This window comes from Thalassobius vesicularis, from assembly GCF_004799325.1.
Classification (GTDB): Bacteria; Pseudomonadota; Alphaproteobacteria; order Rhodobacterales; family Rhodobacteraceae; genus Thalassobius; species Thalassobius vesicularis.
On sequence record NZ_SSMD01000005.1, the window covers coordinates 40,510 to 59,526 of the forward strand.

The following is a 19,017-nucleotide window of genomic DNA, read 5'->3' on the forward strand; positions in this document are numbered from 1 at the left end:
CGGCGAAAGGGCCGCCCTCAGTCCACCTTCAGCAGCTTGCACAGCTGTTTCATGGCGGTACGTTCCGCCTCGTCCATCGGGGCCTTGCGCGAGCGGAACAGCGTCGCCTGCGACTTCAGGATCAGCCCGTCCGACAGGATTTTCAGGTGGTTGGCGCGCAGCGTGTCCCCGGTCGAGGTGATGTCGGCCACGGCCTCGGCGGTCTCGTTCTTGACGGTGCCTTCGGTCGCGCCCTGGCTGTCGACCAGTTGATAATCGGCCACACCGTTGTCGCGCAGGAATTCCCGCACCAGCCGGTGGTATTTCGTGGCGATGCGCAGGCGGAACCCGTGCTTGGCCCGGAAGGCAGCCGCCGCCGCGTCCAGATCGTCCAGCGTGTCAACATCAACCCAGGCGCCGGGGACGGCGATGATCAGGTCGGCGTGGCCAAAGCCCAGCTCGGCCAGTTCCTCGACCTGTTGATCCCACTGGCCCAGCTTTTCGCGCACCAGATCAGTGCCGGTGACGCCCAGATGGATGCGCCCGGCGGCCAGTTCACGCGGGATTTCGCCCGCCGACAGCAGCACCAGTTCGACACCGTCCACGCCATCCACCGCGCCGGCATATTCGCGGTCCGAGCCGGTGCGCGACAGCGTCACGCCCCGTTCGCCGAACCACTCGAACGTCTTTTCCATCAGACGGCCCTTGGAGGGAACACCCAGCTTGACGCTCATTTGTCTGCCTCCAGTGCCATCAGCAGGCCGGGGCGGATCACGCCGCCCACGGCCGGAATCTCGGTGCCCTGACCCAGCACGCGGGTCAGCGCGTCATAGCGCCCGCCGGTCGCAACTGCAGGTAGATCGGCGCGGCCCTCGGCGTAAAAGCCAAAGACGAAGCCGTCATAATATTCCATCGAGGTGCGGCCATAGCTGGCTTCGAAATCCAGCCGTTCCACATCGACACCGCGCTTTTGCAGTGCCTTCATCCGGTCCGCGACACGGGCGACGGCGGGGTTTATTGCAGGCATGTCCACGGCGATGTCGCGCAGGCGCTCCAGCGCGTAGGGCAGGCTTTCGCGCACCGACAGGATCGCGTCCAGCAGCGCCACTTCGTTGTCCCCGATCGGCGCGGCTTCGGCATCGGCCTTCAGCGTGGCGATCCGGGTCTCGACCTCGGCGCGCGAGCGCAGGCCGATATCCGGCGCGCTGTCGGCAAAGGGATCGTTGGCGGCCAGCAGGGCGGCGCGGGACGGCGGCACCGGGCTGCGGCCCGAATAGCGGTCGATCAGGGCGCGGAACCGGCGCGGATGCCAGATATGGCGGCGCAGCGCGGCCTTGCGGGCCTCGGTCGTGTTCAGCCCGCTGACGGCGGCCATCAGAACGCCGATATCCCCGGTCGCAGCACGCAAAGGCGCATCGCCAAGCGCGCGCAGGATGAACGAGAACACCTCGGCATCGGCATCGGCCGGGTTTTCCCGGTCGAACACCTCGTAGCCCACCTGCGTGTATTCGTTGGCGCGGTCGGCGTCGTCTTCCTGACGGCGAAACACCTCGCCCGAGTAGGTGTAGCGCGCGGGTTCGGCGCCGTGGGCCATGTGCATCTGCACGACCGGCACGGTGAAATCGGGGCGCAGCATCTGCTCGCCGCGCAGCGCGTCCGAGGTCACATAGGCGCGGGCCCGGATGTCCTCGCCGTACAGATCCAGCAGGGTGTCGGCCGGTTGCAGGATCGCGGTTTCGACGACCTGAGCCCCCTCGGCCTCGAACTGGGCGCGCAGGGCGGCGGCCCGGGCGCGGATGGCGGCTCGTTCCATCAGTCCTGCCCTTCCAGAATTTCGCGCACCTTGGCGATCAGCTCGGAGCGCGGCACTTCGTACTGGCTGGGGCGTTCCTTCCACTCTTCGAGCGTCGCATTGGCCGCGATCTTGGCGCCCAGGATCAGGTCCTTGATCTGCACCACGCCGCGCGCCTTTTCATCGCCGCCTTCGATCACGGCGACAGGGCTGTTGCGCTTGTCCGCGTATTTCAGCTGGTTGCCGAAGTTCTTGGGGTTGCCCAGATAAACCTCTGCCCGGATGCCGGCGTTGCGCAACTCGGCGACGATGGCTTGATAATCCGCCATGCGGTCGCGGTCCATCACGGTGACGACGACGGGGCCGGTGGCCTGAGACTGGATGCGACCCTTTTCGCGCAGGGCGGCCAGCAGGCGATCGACGCCAATAGACACGCCGGTGGCGGGCACTTCCTGCCCGGTGAAGCGTTTGACCAGATCGTCGTAACGCCCGCCGCCCGAGACCGAGCCGAACTGACGCTTGCGGCCCTTTTCGTCGAAGATTTCAAAGGTCAGCTCGGCCTCGAACACGGGGCCGGTGTAATAGCCCAGGCCGCGCACTACCGAGGGGTCGATGTCGATCCGGTCCGCGCCGTAGCCCTGCGCCTGCACCAGCTCGGCGATGGTTTCCAGCTCTTCAATCCCGGTCTGACCGATTTTCGAGCCCCCTACGGCGGCGCGCAGATTGGCCAGCGTTCCGGCAGCATCGGCAGCTTTCGAGGTCAGGAAGGCGATCACCGGTTCGGCCTGATCATCCGACAGGCCAACCCCGTCGATGAACGCGCCCGAGGCGTCCAGACGGCCCTTGGTCAGCAGCTCGCGCACGCCTTGCTCGCCCACCTTGTCGAACTTGTCGATGGTGCGCAGGACGGCGTCGTGATCGGCGTTCTCGCCTAGGCCCATCGCCTCTAGCACGCCGTTCAGAACCTTACGGTTGTTGACGCGCACGATGTAGTCGCCGCGTGGAATGCCCACGGTTTCCAGCGTGTCCGACAGCATCGAGCAGATCTCGGCATCCGCCGCGACCGAAGCCGCGCCCACCGTGTCCGCATCGCATTGATAGAACTGGCGGAATCGGCCGGGGCCGGGCTTTTCGTTGCGCCAGACCGGGCCCATCGCGTAGCGGCGGTAGGGGGTCGGCAGGTCGTTGCGGTGCTGGGCGTAGACGCGGGCCAAGGGCGCGGTCAGGTCATAGCGCAGGGCCAGCCAATCGCCATTGCCGTCCTCGTCCGCCTCTTGCCAGGCAAAGACGCCTTCGTTCGGGCGGTCCACGTCGGGCAGGAATTTTCCCAGCGCCTCGACGGTTTCCACGGCGCTGCTTTCCAGCGCGTCAAAGCCATAGCGATGATAGACCCCGGCGATCTGATGCAGCATCTGGGTGCGCTCGGTCACCTCGGCGCCGAAATAGTCGCGGAAACCCTTGGGCGTCTCGGCCTTGGGGCGGGGGGCTTTCTTCTCTTTGGCCATCGCTTTTGGTCCTTGCCAATGAATTCGTGCCCGCGTCTACCCAATGCAGCCCAAAGGGGCAAGGAGCAGCTTGGCCGCGCCCCGGAATCAATGTTCGCGCGGGTCCCAGTGTTGCGGGTCTGCGCCGCGACGGCGCAGGCGCAGAGCCAGGCCCAAGGCGACGCCGGTGCCGATGGCGACAGTCAGGTCTACCAGCACGGTCAGCACCAGCGTGAGGATCAGCAGAACCCGGTCCGAGGGGCGCTCGGCCATGTAGCCGCGCCATTTGTGCGGCTCGGACATGTTCCAGGCGGTCAGGATCAGCAGGGCGGACATGGCGGGCAGGGCCATCGCGCCAGCCAGCGGGGCGGCGACGGCCATCATGCCCCAGATCACCAGCGCGTGGATCATCCCGGCCACCGGCGTCTGCCCCCCGGCGCGGATGTTGGTGGCAGTGCGGGCGATGGCCCCGGTCGCAGGCAGCCCCATGAACAGGGCCGAGGCGACGTTGGCCGCGCCCTGCGCCACCAGCTCGGCATTGGGTTTGTGGTGGTGGTCGGTCATTCGGTCGGCGACGATGGCGGACAAGAGCGATTCCACCCCCGCCAGAAAGGCGATGACCAGCGCCGAGGGGAGCAGCTCTTGCAGCCGTTCCAGCGTGACATGGGGCAGTTGTGGTGTCGGCAAAGAGGACGGCAGGGCGCCGAAACGATCTGCAATGGTCTCGACCGGCAGGCCCGCCAGTACCACAACGCCGGACCCAATCGCCACGGCAACGATCAGCCCCGGCAGGCGCGGGGCGGCGCGGCGGAAGGCCACGATCAGCACCATCGTGCCTAGCCCGATGGCCAGCGCCCAGGGGTTCAGCGTGTCGCGCGCGGCCCACAAGGCGGGGATCTTGTGGATCAGATCGGCGGCGTCGTGTTCCGGCGTCAGACCCATCAGGTCCTTGAGCTGGCTGAACCCGATGATCAGCGCGATCCCGATGGTAAAGCCGTTGATGACCGCCTCGGGGATATGGGCGATCAGCGCGCCCGCCTTCAGGCGACCAGCGATCAGCAGGATGACCCCGGCCATCAGCGTGGCCAGCACCAGCCCGTCGTAGCCATGTTTGGCGATCACCCCGGCGACGACGACGATGAACGCCCCGGTTGGTCCGCCGATCTGCACATGGCTGCCCCCCAGCGCCGAGATCAGGAACCCAGCGACAACCGCCGTCACCAGCCCCTGCGCCGGGGACGCGCCCGAGGCGATGGCGATCGCCAGCGACAGCGGCAGGGCGACCATCGCAACGGTGATCCCCGCCAGCAGATCGGCGCGAAATGTGGAGCGGTCATAGGTTGCAATACTGCTCAGGACCTGAGGTCGGAACATGGCATTCTCTGGGGTGGCCCGGAAATGCGGGCGGCATGGGGATGAATGCCCCGATGCTGCGCTGCCAACGCTCTCAAATCAAGGAAATTTCCGGCTCAGAGAACGCCGATTTCGGCCAGAGCTGCAGAAAGTTCCGGCGGCAGCGGTTCCTCGGCCACGCGGCCACGCGGCAGGTCGGCGGGGGTGTCCTCGGGCTTGAGGTAGCGCCAGCCCTGGAACGGACGTTTTTGGGCCAAAACCGTACGATGCAACTCGGGCTCCAGCACGATGGCGCAGCGGCGGATGCCATCGCTGCCCTGCACCTCGTCCAGCCGCAGGATGCGCTGGCGGCATTGAACGACGCCCTTGATCACCCAGTAGATCGAGCCGCCGCCCAGCACCTCGTCCTCGCGCTTGGGCCACATGCGGGTGATGTGACGCGGCAGCCCGTCGGCGGTCTGCGCCTGTGGCAGGGCCTGCCATGCGGCCAGATCCTCGACGTTTTCGGTGCCGACGCTGAGCTTGATGAGGTTGACGTGTTTGGGCATGCCTGACCTGTAGGTGGTGTGTGCGTATGTGGCAAGCCACAATATGCAGTAGTTAATGCTCTCTTACCCGTTGACCAGTGCAATCAATATGACTAGTCTGGGAAGCCTTCCGGGAACGCTCTGCTGCGGGGCGACCGGAACCATCCGAACAATAAAACACTCTGAACCAACAGGATAGCCACCATGACCCGTTTTGCTGCCCCCATTTCCGAACAGATCTGGGATATGAAGTACCGACTGAAAGAGGCCGATGGCACCCCCGTCGACCGTACGGTCGAGGATACTTGGCGGCGAATCGCGCGGTCCCTGGCACAGGTGGAAAAAGAACCGGAAGTCTGGGAGGCAAAGTTCTTCTCGGCGCTGGAAGATTTCAAATACCTGCCCGCAGGCCGTATCACCGCAGGCGCCGGCACCGGCCGCAAGGTGACGCTGTTCAACTGCTTCGTCATGGGCACGATCCCCGACAGCATGGGCGGCATCTTTGACATGCTGAAAGAAGCAGCGCTGACCATGCAGCAGGGCGGCGGCATCGGCTATGACTTTAGCACGATCCGGCCCAAGGGTGCACCGGTGGCAGGCGTGGCGGCGGATGCCTCGGGCCCGCTGAGCTTCATGGATGTGTGGGATGCGATGTGCCGGACGATCATGTCGGCAGGCAGCCGCCGTGGTGCGATGATGGCCACCATGCGCTGCGACCACCCCGATATCGAGCAGTTCATCACCGCCAAATCCGACAGCGCCCGCCTGCGCATGTTCAACCTGTCCGTTCTGGTCACCGACCCCTTCATGGAGGCGGTCAAGGCCGACGGCCCGTGGGATCTGCAATACGGCGGCAAGATCTACCACACGCTGCAGGCGCGTGACCTGTGGAACAAGATCATGAAGTCAACCTATGACTTCGCCGAGCCGGGCGTGATCTTTATCGACCGCATCAACAAGGCCAACAACCTGTCCTACGTGGAAACCATCGCCGCCACCAACCCCTGCGGCGAGCAGCCCCTGCCGCCCTATGGCGCGTGCCTGCTGGGCTCGATCAACCTGGCGCGTCTGGTGAAGAACCCGTTCGACAAGGACGCCGGCATCGACATGGCCGCACTGGACGATCTGGTGCGCACCGCCGTGCGGATGATGGACAACGTGGTGGATGCCTCGAACTTCCCGCTGCCGCAGCAGGCCGAAGAGGCGCAGAACAAGCGCCGCATCGGTCTGGGTGTGACCGGCCTGGCCGACGCGCTGCTGATGGTGGGGCTGGAATACGGCACTGACGCCGCCGCCGCCAAGGCCGAGGAATGGCTGAAACTGATCGCGCGGGCGTCGTATCTGGCGTCGGTCGATCTGGCCAAGGAAAAGGGCGCCTTCCCGCTGTTCGACGCCGAGAAATACCTGGCCTCGGGCAACATGATTCAGATGGATGACGACGTGCGCGAGGCAATCCGCAGCCACGGCATCCGCAACGCGCTGCTGACCTCGATCGCACCGACCGGGACGATCAGCCTGTACGCGGGTAACGTGTCCTCGGGGATCGAGCCGGTCTTTGCCTATGCCTACACCCGCAAGGTGCTGCAAAAGGACGGCTCGCGCACAGAGGAAGAGGTGGTCGATTACGCCGTGCAGATGTGGCGCGACAAATTCGGCGACGCCCCGCTGCCGGGCTATTTCGTGAACGCCCAGACGCTGGCCCCGCTGGCCCACGTCAAGATGCAGGCGGCAGCACAGAAATGGGTCGACAGCTCGATCTCGAAGACCATCAACTGCCCCGAGGACATCAGCTTCGAGGCGTTCAAGGACGTCTACATGTCGGCGTTCGAGAGCGGCTGCAAAGGCTGCACCACCTATCGCCCGAATGACGTGACTGGCTCGGTCCTGTCGGTCAGCGAAAGCAGCGAGAAGGCCCCCGAGGCCGATACCGGCGCCGAGGTCATCTACATGGCCGAACCGCTGGACCGCCCGCAGGCGCTGGAAGGCCACACTTACAAACTGCGCTGGCCGGATTCGGAGCACGCGATCTACCTGACCATCAACGACATCCTGATCAACGGCCACCGCCGCCCGTTCGAGGTGTTCATCAATTCCAAGAACATGGAGCACTACGCTTGGACGCTGGCTCTGACCCGGATGATCTCGGCCGTGTTCCGTCGGGGCGGGGACGTGTCCTTTGTCGTCGAAGAGCTGAAAGCCGTGTTCGACCCACGCGGCGGCGCCTGGATGCAGGGCAAGTACATCCCCTCGATCCTGGCAGCGATCGGCGGCGTGATCGAGCAACACCTGATCCGTATCGGTTTCATCGAGGGCGAAGGCATGGGCCTGAAGTCCGACCCGCAGAAACAGGTGGTGAACCTGGACAACGCCCCGCGCGGCAAGGCCTGCCCCAGCTGCGGTCAGTTCGACATGCGCATGGTCGAAGGCTGCATGACCTGCGGCAGCTGCGGCCACTCCAAGTGCGGTTGATCCGATTGAGCGCGCGTTCCGCGCGCGCTTGATATCTCGTCACCGGCCTTCGGGCCGGTGCCTCGAGTCTTGGGGCGCTGCCCCAAACCCCCGGAGTATTTCCGTCAAGAAGAAGCTGGTTTCTTTCTGAATGAAATACTCCGGGGGTTTGGGGGCAGGCCCCCAATTCAGACATATTCAAAAATTGTATTGCGTTAGCGTGGGCGCGCGCTATCCTTTGGCAAAAGGGAGGCGCTAATGACATTTTTCAAACCCAGCCGCCGCGAGATTCTGAAACTGGCCGCAATCGCTCCGGCCTTTGCAATGCCTGCTGCCGTGCGCGCGCAACTGGGGGCGCCGATGGGCGGGAACCCGGCGCATTTTCGGTTCACGCTGGGCGAGACCAAGCTGACCATTCTGTCCGACGGCTTTTTCAGCCTGCCTGCCGGTGGCACCGGCGTGAATGCCGATCCTGCCGAGGTGAAAGCCTTTCTGGAGCAGCATTTCCTGTCGCCCGACATGGGGTATTCGCACACCAATCACCTGCTGATCGAAAAGGGTGACGCGGTGATCCTGGTCGATGTCGGCTCGGGCAGCCGGTTTTTTGACACGGTGGGCAAGTTGACCGCGAATATGCAGGCGGCGGGGGTTGATCCGGCCTCGATCACGCATGTGGTCATCACGCATGCCCATCCCGATCACATCTGGGGTATCCGCGACGATTTCGACGAGCCGATCTTTCCCGATGCGCAGTATTTCCTGGGTCAGGTCGAGCGTGACTACTGGTTGCAGGACGATCTGGTGAACAAGGTCGAGCCGACCGAGCAGCAGTTCGTGCTGGGGGCGGTCAACTCGATCAATGCCGATGGGCTGGAGTGGAACCTGGTGCAGGATGGGGACGAGATCGTGCCCGGTGTGCGTGTCATCCACACCCCCGGCCATACGCCCGGCCACATGAGCGTGGTGTTGGAGGATGGCGGCAAGCAGTTGATCGCGCTGGGGGATTGCATGACTCATGCCTATCTCAGCTTCCAGCGGCCGACTTGGTATAACGGAACCGATCACGATGGTGAGCAGACCGTCGCCACGCGCACCCGGATGCTGGACATGTGTGCCGCCGACCGGATCGCGGTTTTGGGCTACCACTTCCCGTTCCCTGGCGTCGGTCATGTCCTTCGCGAGGGGGACAGTTTTAGTTTCGTTCCCGCCCTCTGGCAATTCTGACGATTTCTCGCTTTGCTCCATTATTTCGCCAAAAACACCCGTCATAGGTGTTTCGAAGTAATGGAGACAAGACCGGTATGAGCGCATCTGGTACAGCGCGTGTGGCGCTTTTGGTGGATGGGGAAAATGTCAGCTCGGGCTATGCGGGCAAGCTTCTGTCCGAGGCTGCGCAACATGGATGCGTCACTATCAAGCGCGTCTATGGCAATGCGGCGCGTGTCCCGGGTTGGGATGCTGCGCCGGGATTGCGGCTGGTCCATGCGGGGCAGGGCAAGAATGCCGCTGATCTGTTGCTGACCATCGAGGCGATGCAGATTTTCCACGACGCGCAGGCCGATGTGTTCGTGATTGCCAGTTCGGACGGGGATTTCAGCCATCTGGCGACGCATCTGCGCGAACGCGGAGTGTTGGTGATTGGCGCGGGCGAAGGCAAGGCCCCGGAAACCTTTCGCAAATCCTGCTCGCTCTGGGTTCGGATCGAGGCGAAATCAACTGAGATCGACAAGGCCATCGCGCATGTGTTCAGCATCATGCCGGACGGATTGTCGATCGGGCAGGTGAACCCCGAAATCCGCAAGCGCCACGCGATCACCCTTGCGGACGTGGCCGAAAAATCCTGGCGCAAGTATTTCGAGGCGCGCCCGAAACTTTATGCGATCACCGGGGCGGGGCCGCAGACAAGGATTTCCCTGCTATAGGCAATGCCGCACAGGGTATGTGGAACGCCGCGTAGGCTCTGGTCAACGCGGTCCCCGTGGGGTATTCGGCTGGGGAAGCCGCGAATTGGGGGACCCATGTCCGAAAGCACCGCCTTTGAAACGCCCGGCGCCGTTGAGGCCAGCCTGCGCGACGCGATCAGCCCGATCGAAGACATCATCGAGGCCGCCCGCGAGGGCCAGATGTACATTCTGGTTGATCACGAGGACCGCGAGAACGAAGGCGATCTGGTCATCGCTGCCGAATTTGCCGATGCCAAGGCGATCAACTTCATGGCCACGCATGGCCGCGGGCTGATTTGCCTGCCGATGACCGCCGAGCGGATCGACCGTCTGGGCCTGCCGATGATGGCCGTGAACAACTCGTCCCGGCATGAGACCGCGTTCACCGTCTCGATCGAGGCGCGCGAGGGTGTCAGCACCGGCATTTCCGCCGGGGACCGTGCGCTGACCATCGCCACCGCGATCAACGAACAGAACACGATGAAAAGCCTGGCCACCCCCGGCCACGTCTTCCCGCTGCGGGCCAAGCGCGGCGGCGTGCTGGTGCGCGCTGGTCATACCGAGGCGTCCGTGGACATCTCTCGTCTGGCCGGGCTGAACCCCAGCGCCGTGATCTGCGAGATCATGAAGGAAGATGGCACCATGGCCCGTCTGCCCGACCTGGTCGAGTTCGCCAAGCAGCACAACATGCTGATCGGCACGATCTCGGATCTGATCAAGTACCGCTCGCGCAATGACAACCTGGTTGTGGAAACCTCGCGCCGGACCGTGACCTCGGAATTCGGTGGCGAGTGGGAGCTGGTGATCTACACCGACCAGACCCACGGTGTGGAACATGTCGTCATGATCAAGGGCGACATCACCACCTCGGAACCCGTGCTGACTCGCACCCATGCCTTGCATGAGGCGACCGATATTCTGGGCCTTGGGCCGAAGTCCTCGAAACAGCTGCCCCGCGCGATGGAGGCGATTGCCGCCGAAGGCCGTGGCGTCGTGTGCCTGTTCCGCCAGCCGCGCCACGCGCTTTATGCTCGCGAAGAAGAAGGCGTGAAAACGATCAAGCAGATCGGTCTGGGCGCGCAGATGCTGTCGAAACTGGGCCTGAAGGAACTGATCCTGCTGACCGACAGCCCGCGCACGAAATATGTGGGTCTGGATGCGTTCGATATCTCGATCGTCGGCACCCGCCCCATTCTGAAGGACTGAGCCATGGCCGGACATGAAAGCCACTACATCCTGCCGCGCCCCAGCTTTGATAAGCCGGTCAAGCTGCTGATCGTCGTGTCGCCCTATTACAAGGACATCGCCGACAACATGATCGCCGGCGCCAAGGCCGAGATCGAAGCCTGCGGCGGCACTTGGGATCTGATCGAAGTGCCCGGCGCGCTGGAAATCCCGACCGCCATCGGTATCGCCGAACGTATGTCCAACTTTGACGGCTACGTCGCGCTTGGCTGCGTGATCCGGGGCGAGACGACGCATTACGACACGGTGTGCAATGACTCGAGCCGTGCCATCCAGCTGCTGGGCTTGCAGGGCTTGTGCATCGGCAACGGCATCCTGACCGTGGAGAACCGCAAACAGGCCGAGGTCCGCGCCGATCCGGCGGATCAGAACAAAGGTGGCGGTGCTGCGGCTGCGGCCTTGCATCTGATCGCGCTCAGCCGTAAGTGGGGCGCCCAGCGGAAGGGGGTGGGATTCGTTCCCGCCGCCGAGGAATACAAGCTGGCTGGTGAACTCAAGGATAACCCCAAGGCATGAGCACTGACTTCGCAGACAAGCCGTCGAACCTGTCGAATAACGCAAAGCGCAAGATGCGCTCGGCCTCGCGGCTTTATGCGGTGCAGGCGCTGTTCCAGATGGAGCAGTCCGGCCAGACCGTGGACAAGGTGATCGTCGAATTCCTGGATCACCGTTTCGGCGCCAGCTACGAAGGCGACGAAATGCAGGAAGGCGACGTGCCGCTGTTCCAGAAAACCATGCGCGACGCGGTGAACTGGCAGGTCAAGATCGACCAGATGACCGACCGCGCGCTGGTTGCCAAATGGCCCATCGGGCGCATCGACCCGACCCTGCGCGCCCTGTTCCGCGCCGCCGGGGCCGAGATGACCGAAGGCGATGCCCCGCCCAAGGTGGTCATCACCGAATACGTTGACGTGGCCCGCGCGTTCTTTCCCGAAGGCAAAGAGCCGAAGTTCGTGAACGCCGTTCTGGATCACATGGCCCGCGAAGCCCGACCCGAGTCGTTCTGACCCCCTTTTCGGCGCGCGGTGCTGAAACCCGCGCCGAAAACCGACGTTCACGAAGGTTTCTTGCGCAAGATATCGCGAAATCGGCACATAATGGCGCAGGGCAGGGGCTTCCCCCTTGTTGCGCGGTTTCCTTGATCTATACTCTTTTCAAGAGTTCATGAGGGAGCTGCCAGATGCCCAAACTCATCCGTCTTTACATCACCCAGGTTCTGATCGGCTTTGGAATTGCCGCCGCTTTCGTGGCGATGCTCTTGTATTTCAACGTGGCGAACCTGTGGCATCTGGTGTCGCATTCCTCCAGCGGTCTGCTGGCCGTTTTCATCCTGTGGTTTGCCAACGGGATCGTCTTTGCAGGCGTGCAATTCGCAATCGCGATCATGCGCATGAAGGATGACGACGAGGGCGGCAGCGGTGGTCGTCGTGACCCGATTCGTGTCGACATGACCCGCATGGTCCCCATCCGTCAGGAAGCCAAAGCCAAGTCGCCGCTGCATCGCCGCTGACCCTTGGTTATCGGAAACAAAAACGCCGACCCGAAAGGGCCGGCGTTTTTCGTTGTGGCGGGCCCGCAGCAACCGTGGGGTTATCTCATTCCCGAGGACCTGTATATACAGGTGGGCGCCAGGTAATCAGGCCAGGGCCAGAACAGAGCCAGCTCCCTCGGAATTGCTTAAGGCCACCGGAATGCAACCGTGTCACGAGAAGAGCAGCACCCGCCAATCCGCTATCTAGTATGCGGCGGGCCATCCGACAAGGGCTTGCATATGTTCATGATTTGTTCATAATCTGACGGCATGGATGACCTGATGCAACCCGGACAGCTGCTGGCGCGTGGCGTTTCCCGCCACCTGCTGGGCTATGGGTTCGTCTCGGTCGAGGAGTTCGTGCCCTCGCGCGGATTGCGGATCGACGTGATGGGCCTGGGCCCCAAGGGCGAGCTGTGGGTGATCGAGTGCAAGTCCAGCCGCGCCGATTTCCAGTCGGACAACAAGTGGCAGGGCTATCTGGAATGGGGTGACCGGTATTTCTGGGCGGTGGATTCCGAGTTCCCGACGGATTTGCTGCCGCAGGAAACCGGGCTGATCATCGCGGATCAGTACAGCGCCGAAATCATTCGCATGGGGCCGGAAACAAAGGTGCCGGCGGCGCGGCGTAAGGTGCTGACGCACAAGTTCGCCACCCACGCCGCGCGGCGATTGCAGGCGTTTCGCGATCCGCGGGTCTGATCAGCGTTTCATCGCGGCGGCGGCCTTTGCGGCGGCCAGAATTTCCTCGGCGATTTCCTCGGCCTCTTCAGGATCGAAGTCCATGGGGATCTCGATGCCCTTCGCCTCGATGAACAGGCGGACCATACCGTCGGTCGTGGGGCCGATCTGCAGGTTGGCTTCGATGTCGCGTTCGGTGTTGATGCCCATGGTCGGCCTCCTTTGATCCTTTTCCAGCTAACTTTTCCGGGCTTGATTGGCAAGGCCCGCCTGCGCATGCTGTCACCATGACGGAAATCACGCTACGAGATCTGGAAATCGGTGATGCGGGCTGGCTGATCGGCCAGCACGGGCTGCTTTATGCGCGCGACGAGGGGTTCGACGAGACCTTTGAGGCGACGGTGGCCGAGATTCTGGCCGCCTACATCCGCAACCGCGACCCGCAATTCGATCGGGCTTGGATCGCCGAGCAGGACGGGGAACAGCTGGGCAGCGTGTTTTGCGTCCGCAAGGACGACCAGACGGCCAAGTTGCGGCTTTTCCTGCTGTTGCCGCAAGCGCGGGGGCAGGGGCTGGGGCACCGTCTGCTGAGCGCCTGCATGGACTGGGCGCGGGCACGGGGCTACTCTCGGATGGAGCTGTGGACCCACGAAAGCCACCGCGCGGCCTGCGCCCTTTATGCGGCGCATGGCTGGGTGCTGGACAGTTCGGTTCCCACACGCAGTTTCGGCGTCGATGTGGTCGAACAGATGTGGAGCGTCACGCTCTGATCCGGGATCGGAGGTTGTGACAGATTTCTGACCAAAGCCTCTTGCAATCCCAAACCGGGGGGGATAAATCGCCCACCAGTGCCGCCTTAGCTCAGTTGGTTAGAGCGCTGGATTGTGGATCCAGAGGTCCCCTGTTCAAGCCAGGGAGGCGGTACCATCTTCCCCCTTATTGCTGCTCTAACGTGATCTCGCGCACCAGTTTGTTGGTGGCACGGCTGTAGATCAGGACGCGGTCATCCTCGGTGACGATGGCGTACCAGCTTTTGGTTTGGGTATAGGCCTCGGGCGTGGTGCCGGGGGGCAGGGTCAATACGGTCGGGAAGTCGGGCGGAGTCTGACGGTAGCGGATGACAATCAGCACCACGATGGTTACAACGCCCGCAATCATGGTGACGGTCAGGATGGTGACCAGCACCTTCAGGAATTTCAACAGCGCCGGTTCGACCGGCTGAGGGGAATCGTCGATGTCTGACAACCGCTTGTCCTTTCGCATTCAGGCGGACCCGCCTGGGCGTCTTGATAAGGCGATTTCCCGCGATGCGCCAGAAGAAGCCTCTCTGTCGCGCACGCGGCTGGCCAAGCTGATCGAAGCGGGCGAGGTCTGGCTGAACGGCGAGGTGGTCACAAACCCCAAGGGCAAAGTCGAAGAGGGTGACCTGATCGAGGTCATCGTCCCCGAGGCCGAGGAAAGCGATCTGATCCCCGAGGATATCCCACTGGTCATCGTCTACGAGGATGACGACCTGATCGTGATCGACAAACCGGCGGGGATGGTGGTGCATCCGGCGCCAGGCTCGCCTACCGGGACGCTGGCAAATGCGCTGATGTTTCATTGCGGCGACAGCCTGTCCGGCGTGGGCGGCGAAAAGCGCCCCGGCATCGTGCACCGGATCGACAAGGACACCAGCGGCGTGCTTGTGGTGGCCAAGTCGGACAAGGCGCATCACGGGCTGGCAGCCCAGTTCAAGGCCCACACCGCCGAGCGGTATTACCAGGCGGTTTGCTACGGCGTGCCCGACGCCAACGATCCGCGTCTGCGTGGCGTGCGCGGCGTCAATTTCGAGCCGGGCAACATCATGAAGATCACCACTCATCTGGCGCGGCACAAATCCGACCGCCAGCGTCAGGCGGTGTATTTCGAGAATGGCCGCCACGCGGTGACCCGTGTCCGGATTGTAGAGCCGTTTGGGACGCCCCCTGTGGCCGCGCTGGTGGAATGTTGGCTGGAAACCGGGCGCACCCACCAGATCCGCGTCCATATGGCCCATGCGGGGCATGCGCTGATCGGGGATCAGACCTATGGCGGGCGGCGCAAACTGGCGCAAAAGGCGCTGCCTGACGCGGCGCTGGAGGCGGTGAAGGATTTTCCCCGTCAGGCGCTCCATGCGGCCGTGCTGGGGTTCGAACACCCCGTGACGGGCGAGCAGATGCGCTTTGAGGCGCCGATGCCGCAAGACATGCTGGATCTGCTTGCGGTGATGCGCGGCTAGGTCTGGCGTGGCGCCCAGATCAGCAGCCACAGCATCAGCGACACCTCGGCGATCACGGGCACCAGATAGGCGGGTTGCATCAGTGCGTTCACGTCTGGGGCGACGAACCGCGTGATGCTGCCAAATGCGTAGACCATCCCCGCAGCGCCCAGTGCCCAGCATATCCAGCGCGGCGCAAGCCCCCTCAGCAACCGCGCCATGATCAGCGTGTTCACGGCAAAGAACAGCAGCCCCAGATCGTATCCGGCGGCATGTCGTTCCAGCCAGGGCAGGGGATCGCCCTGCAGCGCCGCAAACAGCATCATCACGTTGCCCGCGATCACAGCGGCCTGCATCAGGCGAAACACCATTGCCATCAGCGAAAGCTGCGGGTTCACAGCACGCAGCATCCTGAAAAATACCACGGCCAGCGCAATATCCAGAACCGCCATGCCCAGATCCGCCAAGATCGATAGGCGGAACAGGGGCTCATGCGCCGCCAACGCAGATCGGGTCGCCTCAGGGTCGGACCAGGCAATCAGCGGACCGCGCAATCCAGCCTCGGCCCCGATCCCCAGCATGATGATCCCCAGATACAGCAGGCCCGCAAATCGGGCCGATGTGGTAAACTCTTTCATGTCGGGCCTCCGTTCGGCATCTTTATTGACCGCATGATCAAAAAAATCCATCTTCGCGTGCGAACTGCAACAAACAGCACATGCGCGTGAGCGCACTGTCACAACCCTCGTCCTGCGACGGAACGGACACAATATTCCGTTAGTAAAGTGACGAACCCGGGGCTTGAAACGCTGCGCGACGTCTCCTATGTGAATGTTAAGCCCCTAAACATTGGGAGGGACAAGAGCTTGAGCAACTACGCAAATCTTCCGGTGCCTTCGGCCGAGAACGGCCTGAACCGCTATCTGCAGGAAATCCGCAAGTTTCCGATGCTGGAGCCCGAAGAGGAATACATGCTGGCCAAACGCTGGGTCGAGCAAGAGGACACCGAGGCCGCTCACAAGATGGTCACCAGCCACCTGCGCCTGGCCGCCAAGATCGCGATGGGCTATCGCGGCTACGGCCTTCCGCAATCTGAGGTGATCTCGGAAGCGAACGTTGGCCTGATGCAGGCGGTCAAACGCTTTGACCCGGAAAAAGGGTTCCGTCTGGCGACCTATGCGATGTGGTGGATCCGCGCCTCGATCCAGGAATACATCCTGCGCTCGTGGTCGCTGGTGAAGCTGGGCACCACCTCGGCACAGAAGAAACTGTTCTTCAACCTGCGCAAGGCCAAGGCCCGCATCGGCGCGCTGGAGGAGGGCGACCTGCGCCCCGAAAATGTCGCCCGTATCGCCACCGATCTTGGCGTGACCGAGGACGAAGTGATCAGCATGAACCGCCGCCTGTCGGGCGGCGACGCATCGCTGAACGCGACGGTCGGGTCCGAGGACGGCTCGATGCAGTGGCAAGACTGGCTGGAGGACGAAGACGCCGACCAGGCCACCGCCTATGCCGAGCGCGACGAGATGGACGCCCGCCGCGAGTTGCTGGCCGAAGCCATGAGCGTGCTGAACGAGCGCGAGCGTGACATTCTGGTCCAGCGCCGTTTGGCCGAGGAAAACGTCACCCTCGAAGACCTTAGCACGCAGTATGACGTCAGCCGCGAACGCATCCGGCAGATCGAGGTGCGCGCATTCGAAAAGCTGCAAAAACGCATGCGCGAGCTTGCCTCCGAAAAGGGCATGCTCACCTCTGCCTGACCCAACCGGCCCCACGCGGGGCCGGTCCCATTTCAAATAGGTGCATTATGACCGACGAAGACAAACTCAGCGGCCGCATTCACGGCGAACAGTTCGAACCCGATCAGGGCGAGGGGATGCTGATGCGCATCGTCCACACCCTGCTTATTGGCGCTATGATGAGTGTCACGCAAACCATCCTGGGCGCGCTGACGCTGATCCAGATCATCATCATGGCTTTGAACAAAGGCGCCCCGAACGAGAACCTCGCCAATTTCGGCACCGATCTGGGGGTCTGGATGGCCAAGGCCGTGCGTTACATGACTGCCGCCAGCAACGTCAAACCATGGCCTTGGACCGAGCTGGACTGACCTGTTTCTTTCTGACGCCAAATACTCTGGGGGTCTGGGGGTGAAACCCCCAGCCTCAGCCCTGTATCGCCTCACTCCAGCCGCGCGCGCAGCACCCGCAGCATGTTCTCACCCATGACCTTGCGGATCTGTCCCTCGCTCAGCCCGGCCGCCAACAATTCACTGGTCAACGCCGGCAGCTCCGACGTGTCGAACGCCGTCTCCACCGAGCCATCGAAATCCGAGCCCAACGAGACGTGATCCTCGCCCACCGTCGCGATCGCGGCGACGATCATCTTGGCGATGCCTTTCGGAGTGATCTCGTCACAGGCGACCTCGGCCCAATATCCCATCCCGATCACTCCACCGGTTCCGGCAATCCGTTGCATCAACTCGTCGGGAATGTTGCGCTTGACCGGGCAATGGGCGTGGATGCCCGAGTGCGACAGCACGACCGGGATGTCCACCATATCCAGCACGTCGCGCACGACCTGCGGGCTGGAATGCGCCACGTCCAGGATCAGGCCGCGCTTTGCAACCTCTGCCACGACCTGACGGCCAAATTCGCTCAGCCCGTGATTGCCTTCGCCATGCAGTGATCCGCCCAGTTCGTTGTCAAAGAAATGCTGCAACCCGATCAGCCGATAGCCCGCCGCCTGCAAGCGATCCAGGTTCTCCAGCTTGCCCTCCAACGGGTGCGCGCCTTCGATGCCTAGAATGCCGGCAACGACCTGTTCACCCTTGGCGCGGCGCGCCAGCACCTCGTCCAGATCGGCCTCGGAGGTGACGACTTTCAGATGATGCGGCTCCTTGGTGGCAAATCCGTGCAGCTTTTCGGCCTGATAAAGCGCGCGCTCCAGCAGGCTTTGCCACGTGCGGATCGGCCAAAGCTGACCAAAGGCCAAAAGGGTAATGTTGTCGAACGCCTCAGCGCTGTTCTGGTCATAGTTCAAACCGGCGGGCGATTTCGTCACCGCGGTGAAAACCTGCACGGAAACGCCGCCCTCGCGCAGGCGCGGCAGGTCAACTTGGCCGTAGCTGCCGCGCTCGGTCAGATCACGTTTCCACAACAGGCTGTCGGCATGCCAGTCGCCTACGATCAGCGTGTCATGCAGGGCAGCCCCGTCAGAGGACACCGGATACGGGTCATGCGCGACGACGTTGTTCATGCGGCTTCCCGCGATGCCCGGCCCAAAAATCCAGAACCCGACTAGCCCCAGCCCCGCCAGAACGATGACGGCAAAGAGCAACCGCCCCAACCACTTACCAAAAGTCCTCATGACACCCTCCTCGGTTTCGCAAACGGTACGCAATCGAGGATGATTCCCCCAAGCATGACGTGGCGCCGCTTGCGTCACTCGGCAATCGGTCTATCCTGAACGGATATGCAGGGAGAGTGAACATGGCCGGAGGTTGGTCGCGCGACGGCGCTGTGAACGAACAGATCGAAGCCTCGATCGCCGATGAGTTGGCCCGACTGAAAGCCAAGCGTCAGCCTGTCGGCGAAAGCCTGACCCATTGCGCCGATTGCGAGGAGGAAATCCCGCAGGCCCGGCGTGTCGCGATCCCGGGCGTGAAACTCTGCATCGACTGCCAGCAGGAGCGGGATGCAACGTACAAGCCCCGCGCGGGGATCAACCGGCGGGGCTCGAAGGACAGTCAGTTGAAGTAAGCGCGGCGGTACAAAATTCTTTCAAAGAATTTTG

At 63.0% G+C, this 19,017-nt stretch carries 22 protein-coding genes and 1 tRNA gene; 14 read left to right on the top strand and 9 right to left on the bottom strand.

The window, feature by feature from the left end; all coding sequences use genetic code 11:
- Nucleotides 1–17: 17 nt before the first annotated feature.
- From hisG to E7681_RS11255, 5 genes are all read right to left on the bottom strand, one after another.
- Nucleotides 18–713 carry an ATP phosphoribosyltransferase gene (gene hisG / locus E7681_RS11235; RefSeq protein WP_136339398.1) on the bottom strand — a complete coding sequence of 232 codons (696 nt, stop codon included), beginning with the start codon at nt 711–713 and terminating at the stop codon, nt 18–20.
- Entirely contained in the window at nt 710–1,795 is a 1,086-nt protein-coding gene (locus tag E7681_RS11240; protein ID WP_136339677.1) for an ATP phosphoribosyltransferase regulatory subunit, read from the bottom strand. Before E7681_RS11240 ends, hisG begins: the two co-directional genes overlap by 4 nt.
- Nucleotides 1,792–3,276 (bottom strand): histidine--tRNA ligase, encoded by a 1,485-nt coding sequence (gene hisS, locus E7681_RS11245; RefSeq protein ID WP_136339399.1) that lies wholly within the window; start codon nt 3,274–3,276, stop codon nt 1,792–1,794. Before hisS ends, E7681_RS11240 begins: the two co-directional genes overlap by 4 nt.
- Nucleotides 3,277–3,363: 87 nt before the next feature.
- Nucleotides 3,364–4,629: a SulP family inorganic anion transporter gene (locus E7681_RS11250; RefSeq protein ID WP_136339400.1), complete on the bottom strand. Its 1,266-nt coding sequence runs from the start codon at nt 4,627–4,629 to the stop codon at nt 3,364–3,366.
- A gap of 95 nt (nt 4,630–4,724) precedes the next feature.
- The gene (locus tag E7681_RS11255) at nt 4,725–5,156 is read right to left on the bottom strand and encodes a DUF1489 family protein (RefSeq protein ID WP_136339401.1); all 432 of its coding nucleotides are present in this window, start codon (nt 5,154–5,156) and stop codon (nt 4,725–4,727) included.
- Nucleotides 5,157–5,339: 183 nt separating this feature from the next.
- Here E7681_RS11255 and E7681_RS11260 point away from each other — a divergent pair, with 183 nt between their 5' ends.
- The 8 genes from E7681_RS11260 (at nt 5,340) to E7681_RS11295 (ending at nt 13,004) form a co-directional block, all read left to right on the top strand.
- A complete protein-coding gene (locus tag E7681_RS11260) occupies nt 5,340–7,604 on the top strand; it encodes an adenosylcobalamin-dependent ribonucleoside-diphosphate reductase (RefSeq protein WP_136339402.1) in 2,265 nt (754 codons plus the stop codon).
- Between the two features lie 237 nt (nt 7,605–7,841).
- Nucleotides 7,842–8,807 (top strand): MBL fold metallo-hydrolase, encoded by a 966-nt coding sequence (locus E7681_RS11265; RefSeq protein WP_136339403.1) that lies wholly within the window; start codon nt 7,842–7,844, stop codon nt 8,805–8,807.
- Nucleotides 8,808–8,884: 77 nt separating this feature from the next.
- On the top strand, nt 8,885–9,505 hold the full coding sequence (locus E7681_RS11270; protein ID WP_136339404.1) for an NYN domain-containing protein: 621 nt from the start codon (nt 8,885–8,887) through the stop codon (nt 9,503–9,505).
- A gap of 96 nt (nt 9,506–9,601) precedes the next feature.
- Nucleotides 9,602–10,732: a 3,4-dihydroxy-2-butanone-4-phosphate synthase gene (gene ribB, locus E7681_RS11275; protein WP_136339405.1), complete on the top strand. Its 1,131-nt coding sequence runs from the start codon at nt 9,602–9,604 to the stop codon at nt 10,730–10,732.
- Nucleotides 10,733–10,735: 3 nt separating this feature from the next.
- A complete protein-coding gene (locus E7681_RS11280; protein ID WP_136339406.1) occupies nt 10,736–11,287 on the top strand; it encodes a 6,7-dimethyl-8-ribityllumazine synthase in 552 nt (183 codons plus the stop codon).
- A complete protein-coding gene (gene nusB / locus E7681_RS11285) occupies nt 11,284–11,778 on the top strand; it encodes a transcription antitermination factor NusB (protein ID WP_136339407.1) in 495 nt (164 codons plus the stop codon). Before E7681_RS11280 ends, nusB begins: the two co-directional genes overlap by 4 nt.
- Nucleotides 11,779–11,951: 173 nt before the next feature.
- The gene (locus E7681_RS11290; protein ID WP_136339408.1) at nt 11,952–12,281 is read left to right on the top strand and encodes a hypothetical protein; all 330 of its coding nucleotides are present in this window, start codon (nt 11,952–11,954) and stop codon (nt 12,279–12,281) included.
- Between the two features lie 291 nt (nt 12,282–12,572).
- Nucleotides 12,573–13,004 (top strand): MmcB family DNA repair protein, encoded by a 432-nt coding sequence (locus E7681_RS11295; RefSeq protein ID WP_136339409.1) that lies wholly within the window; start codon nt 12,573–12,575, stop codon nt 13,002–13,004.
- Here E7681_RS11295 and E7681_RS11300 read toward each other — a convergent pair whose 3' ends face one another.
- Nucleotides 13,005–13,193 (bottom strand): DUF6324 family protein, encoded by a 189-nt coding sequence (locus E7681_RS11300; RefSeq protein WP_136339410.1) that lies wholly within the window; start codon nt 13,191–13,193, stop codon nt 13,005–13,007.
- A gap of 77 nt (nt 13,194–13,270) precedes the next feature.
- Between E7681_RS11300 and E7681_RS11305 the strand changes: the two genes are divergently transcribed.
- Both E7681_RS11305 and E7681_RS11310 read left to right on the top strand, forming a co-directional pair.
- On the top strand, nt 13,271–13,753 hold the full coding sequence (locus E7681_RS11305; protein WP_136339411.1) for a GNAT family N-acetyltransferase: 483 nt from the start codon (nt 13,271–13,273) through the stop codon (nt 13,751–13,753).
- A gap of 80 nt (nt 13,754–13,833) precedes the next feature.
- Nucleotides 13,834–13,910 (top strand) — tRNA-His (locus E7681_RS11310).
- A gap of 9 nt (nt 13,911–13,919) precedes the next feature.
- On the opposite strand, the gene E7681_RS11315 is transcribed toward E7681_RS11310, so the two are convergent.
- Complete coding sequence (locus E7681_RS11315; RefSeq protein ID WP_246032466.1) at nt 13,920–14,228, bottom strand: DUF6476 family protein; 309 nt, start codon at nt 14,226–14,228, stop codon at nt 13,920–13,922.
- On the opposite strand from E7681_RS11315, the gene E7681_RS11320 reads away from it, so the two are divergent.
- Nucleotides 14,218–15,243 carry an RluA family pseudouridine synthase gene (locus tag E7681_RS11320; protein ID WP_136339412.1) on the top strand — a complete coding sequence of 342 codons (1,026 nt, stop codon included), beginning with the start codon at nt 14,218–14,220 and terminating at the stop codon, nt 15,241–15,243. The genes E7681_RS11315 and E7681_RS11320 overlap by 11 nt on opposite strands.
- Here the strand turns inward: E7681_RS11320 and E7681_RS11325 are convergent.
- The gene (locus E7681_RS11325; RefSeq protein ID WP_136339413.1) at nt 15,240–15,860 is read right to left on the bottom strand and encodes a DUF4386 domain-containing protein; all 621 of its coding nucleotides are present in this window, start codon (nt 15,858–15,860) and stop codon (nt 15,240–15,242) included. The genes E7681_RS11320 and E7681_RS11325 overlap by 4 nt on opposite strands.
- Before the next feature lie 228 nt (nt 15,861–16,088).
- Here E7681_RS11325 and rpoH point away from each other — a divergent pair, with 228 nt between their 5' ends.
- Complete coding sequence (gene rpoH, locus E7681_RS11330; RefSeq protein ID WP_136339414.1) at nt 16,089–16,982, top strand: RNA polymerase sigma factor RpoH; 894 nt, start codon at nt 16,089–16,091, stop codon at nt 16,980–16,982.
- Nucleotides 16,983–17,029: 47 nt separating this feature from the next.
- Nucleotides 17,030–17,332: a DUF4389 domain-containing protein gene (locus tag E7681_RS11335; RefSeq protein ID WP_136339415.1), complete on the top strand. Its 303-nt coding sequence runs from the start codon at nt 17,030–17,032 to the stop codon at nt 17,330–17,332.
- Nucleotides 17,333–17,403: 71 nt separating this feature from the next.
- Here the strand turns inward: E7681_RS11335 and E7681_RS11340 are convergent, their stop codons facing one another.
- On the bottom strand, nt 17,404–18,591 hold the full coding sequence (locus tag E7681_RS11340; RefSeq protein WP_136339416.1) for a dipeptidase: 1,188 nt from the start codon (nt 18,589–18,591) through the stop codon (nt 17,404–17,406).
- 122 nt (nt 18,592–18,713) lie between these two features.
- Here E7681_RS11340 and E7681_RS11345 point away from each other — a divergent pair, with 122 nt between their 5' ends.
- The gene (locus tag E7681_RS11345) at nt 18,714–18,983 is read left to right on the top strand and encodes a DksA/TraR family C4-type zinc finger protein (RefSeq protein WP_136339417.1); all 270 of its coding nucleotides are present in this window, start codon (nt 18,714–18,716) and stop codon (nt 18,981–18,983) included.
- The last annotated feature ends 34 nt before the right edge of the window (nt 18,984–19,017 follow it).

Excerpts from the sequence above, each read along its gene's own strand:
- hisG (WP_136339398.1), bottom strand. The coding sequence starts at position 713 with ATGAGCGTCAAGCTGGGTGTTCCCTCCAAGGGCCGTCTGATGGAAAAG.
- hisS (WP_136339399.1), bottom strand. The coding sequence starts at position 3,276 with ATGGCCAAAGAGAAGAAAGCCCCCCGCCCCAAGGCCGAGACGCCCAAG.
- E7681_RS11250 (WP_136339400.1), bottom strand. The coding sequence starts at position 4,629 with ATGTTCCGACCTCAGGTCCTGAGCAGTATTGCAACCTATGACCGCTCC.
- E7681_RS11255 (WP_136339401.1), bottom strand. The coding sequence starts at position 5,156 with ATGCCCAAACACGTCAACCTCATCAAGCTCAGCGTCGGCACCGAAAAC.
- E7681_RS11260 (WP_136339402.1), top strand. The coding sequence starts at position 5,340 with ATGACCCGTTTTGCTGCCCCCATTTCCGAACAGATCTGGGATATGAAG.
- E7681_RS11265 (WP_136339403.1), top strand. The coding sequence starts at position 7,842 with ATGACATTTTTCAAACCCAGCCGCCGCGAGATTCTGAAACTGGCCGCA.
- E7681_RS11270 (WP_136339404.1), top strand. The coding sequence starts at position 8,885 with ATGAGCGCATCTGGTACAGCGCGTGTGGCGCTTTTGGTGGATGGGGAA.
- ribB (WP_136339405.1), top strand. The coding sequence starts at position 9,602 with ATGTCCGAAAGCACCGCCTTTGAAACGCCCGGCGCCGTTGAGGCCAGC.
- E7681_RS11280 (WP_136339406.1), top strand. The coding sequence starts at position 10,736 with ATGGCCGGACATGAAAGCCACTACATCCTGCCGCGCCCCAGCTTTGAT.
- nusB (WP_136339407.1), top strand. The coding sequence starts at position 11,284 with ATGAGCACTGACTTCGCAGACAAGCCGTCGAACCTGTCGAATAACGCA.
- E7681_RS11290 (WP_136339408.1), top strand. The coding sequence starts at position 11,952 with ATGCCCAAACTCATCCGTCTTTACATCACCCAGGTTCTGATCGGCTTT.
- E7681_RS11295 (WP_136339409.1), top strand. The coding sequence starts at position 12,573 with ATGGATGACCTGATGCAACCCGGACAGCTGCTGGCGCGTGGCGTTTCC.
- E7681_RS11300 (WP_136339410.1), bottom strand. The coding sequence starts at position 13,193 with ATGGGCATCAACACCGAACGCGACATCGAAGCCAACCTGCAGATCGGC.
- E7681_RS11305 (WP_136339411.1), top strand. The coding sequence starts at position 13,271 with ATGACGGAAATCACGCTACGAGATCTGGAAATCGGTGATGCGGGCTGG.
- E7681_RS11320 (WP_136339412.1), top strand. The coding sequence starts at position 14,218 with ATGTCTGACAACCGCTTGTCCTTTCGCATTCAGGCGGACCCGCCTGGG.
- E7681_RS11325 (WP_136339413.1), bottom strand. The coding sequence starts at position 15,860 with ATGAAAGAGTTTACCACATCGGCCCGATTTGCGGGCCTGCTGTATCTG.
- E7681_RS11335 (WP_136339415.1), top strand. The coding sequence starts at position 17,030 with ATGACCGACGAAGACAAACTCAGCGGCCGCATTCACGGCGAACAGTTC.
- E7681_RS11340 (WP_136339416.1), bottom strand. The coding sequence starts at position 18,591 with ATGAGGACTTTTGGTAAGTGGTTGGGGCGGTTGCTCTTTGCCGTCATC.
- E7681_RS11345 (WP_136339417.1), top strand. The coding sequence starts at position 18,714 with ATGGCCGGAGGTTGGTCGCGCGACGGCGCTGTGAACGAACAGATCGAA.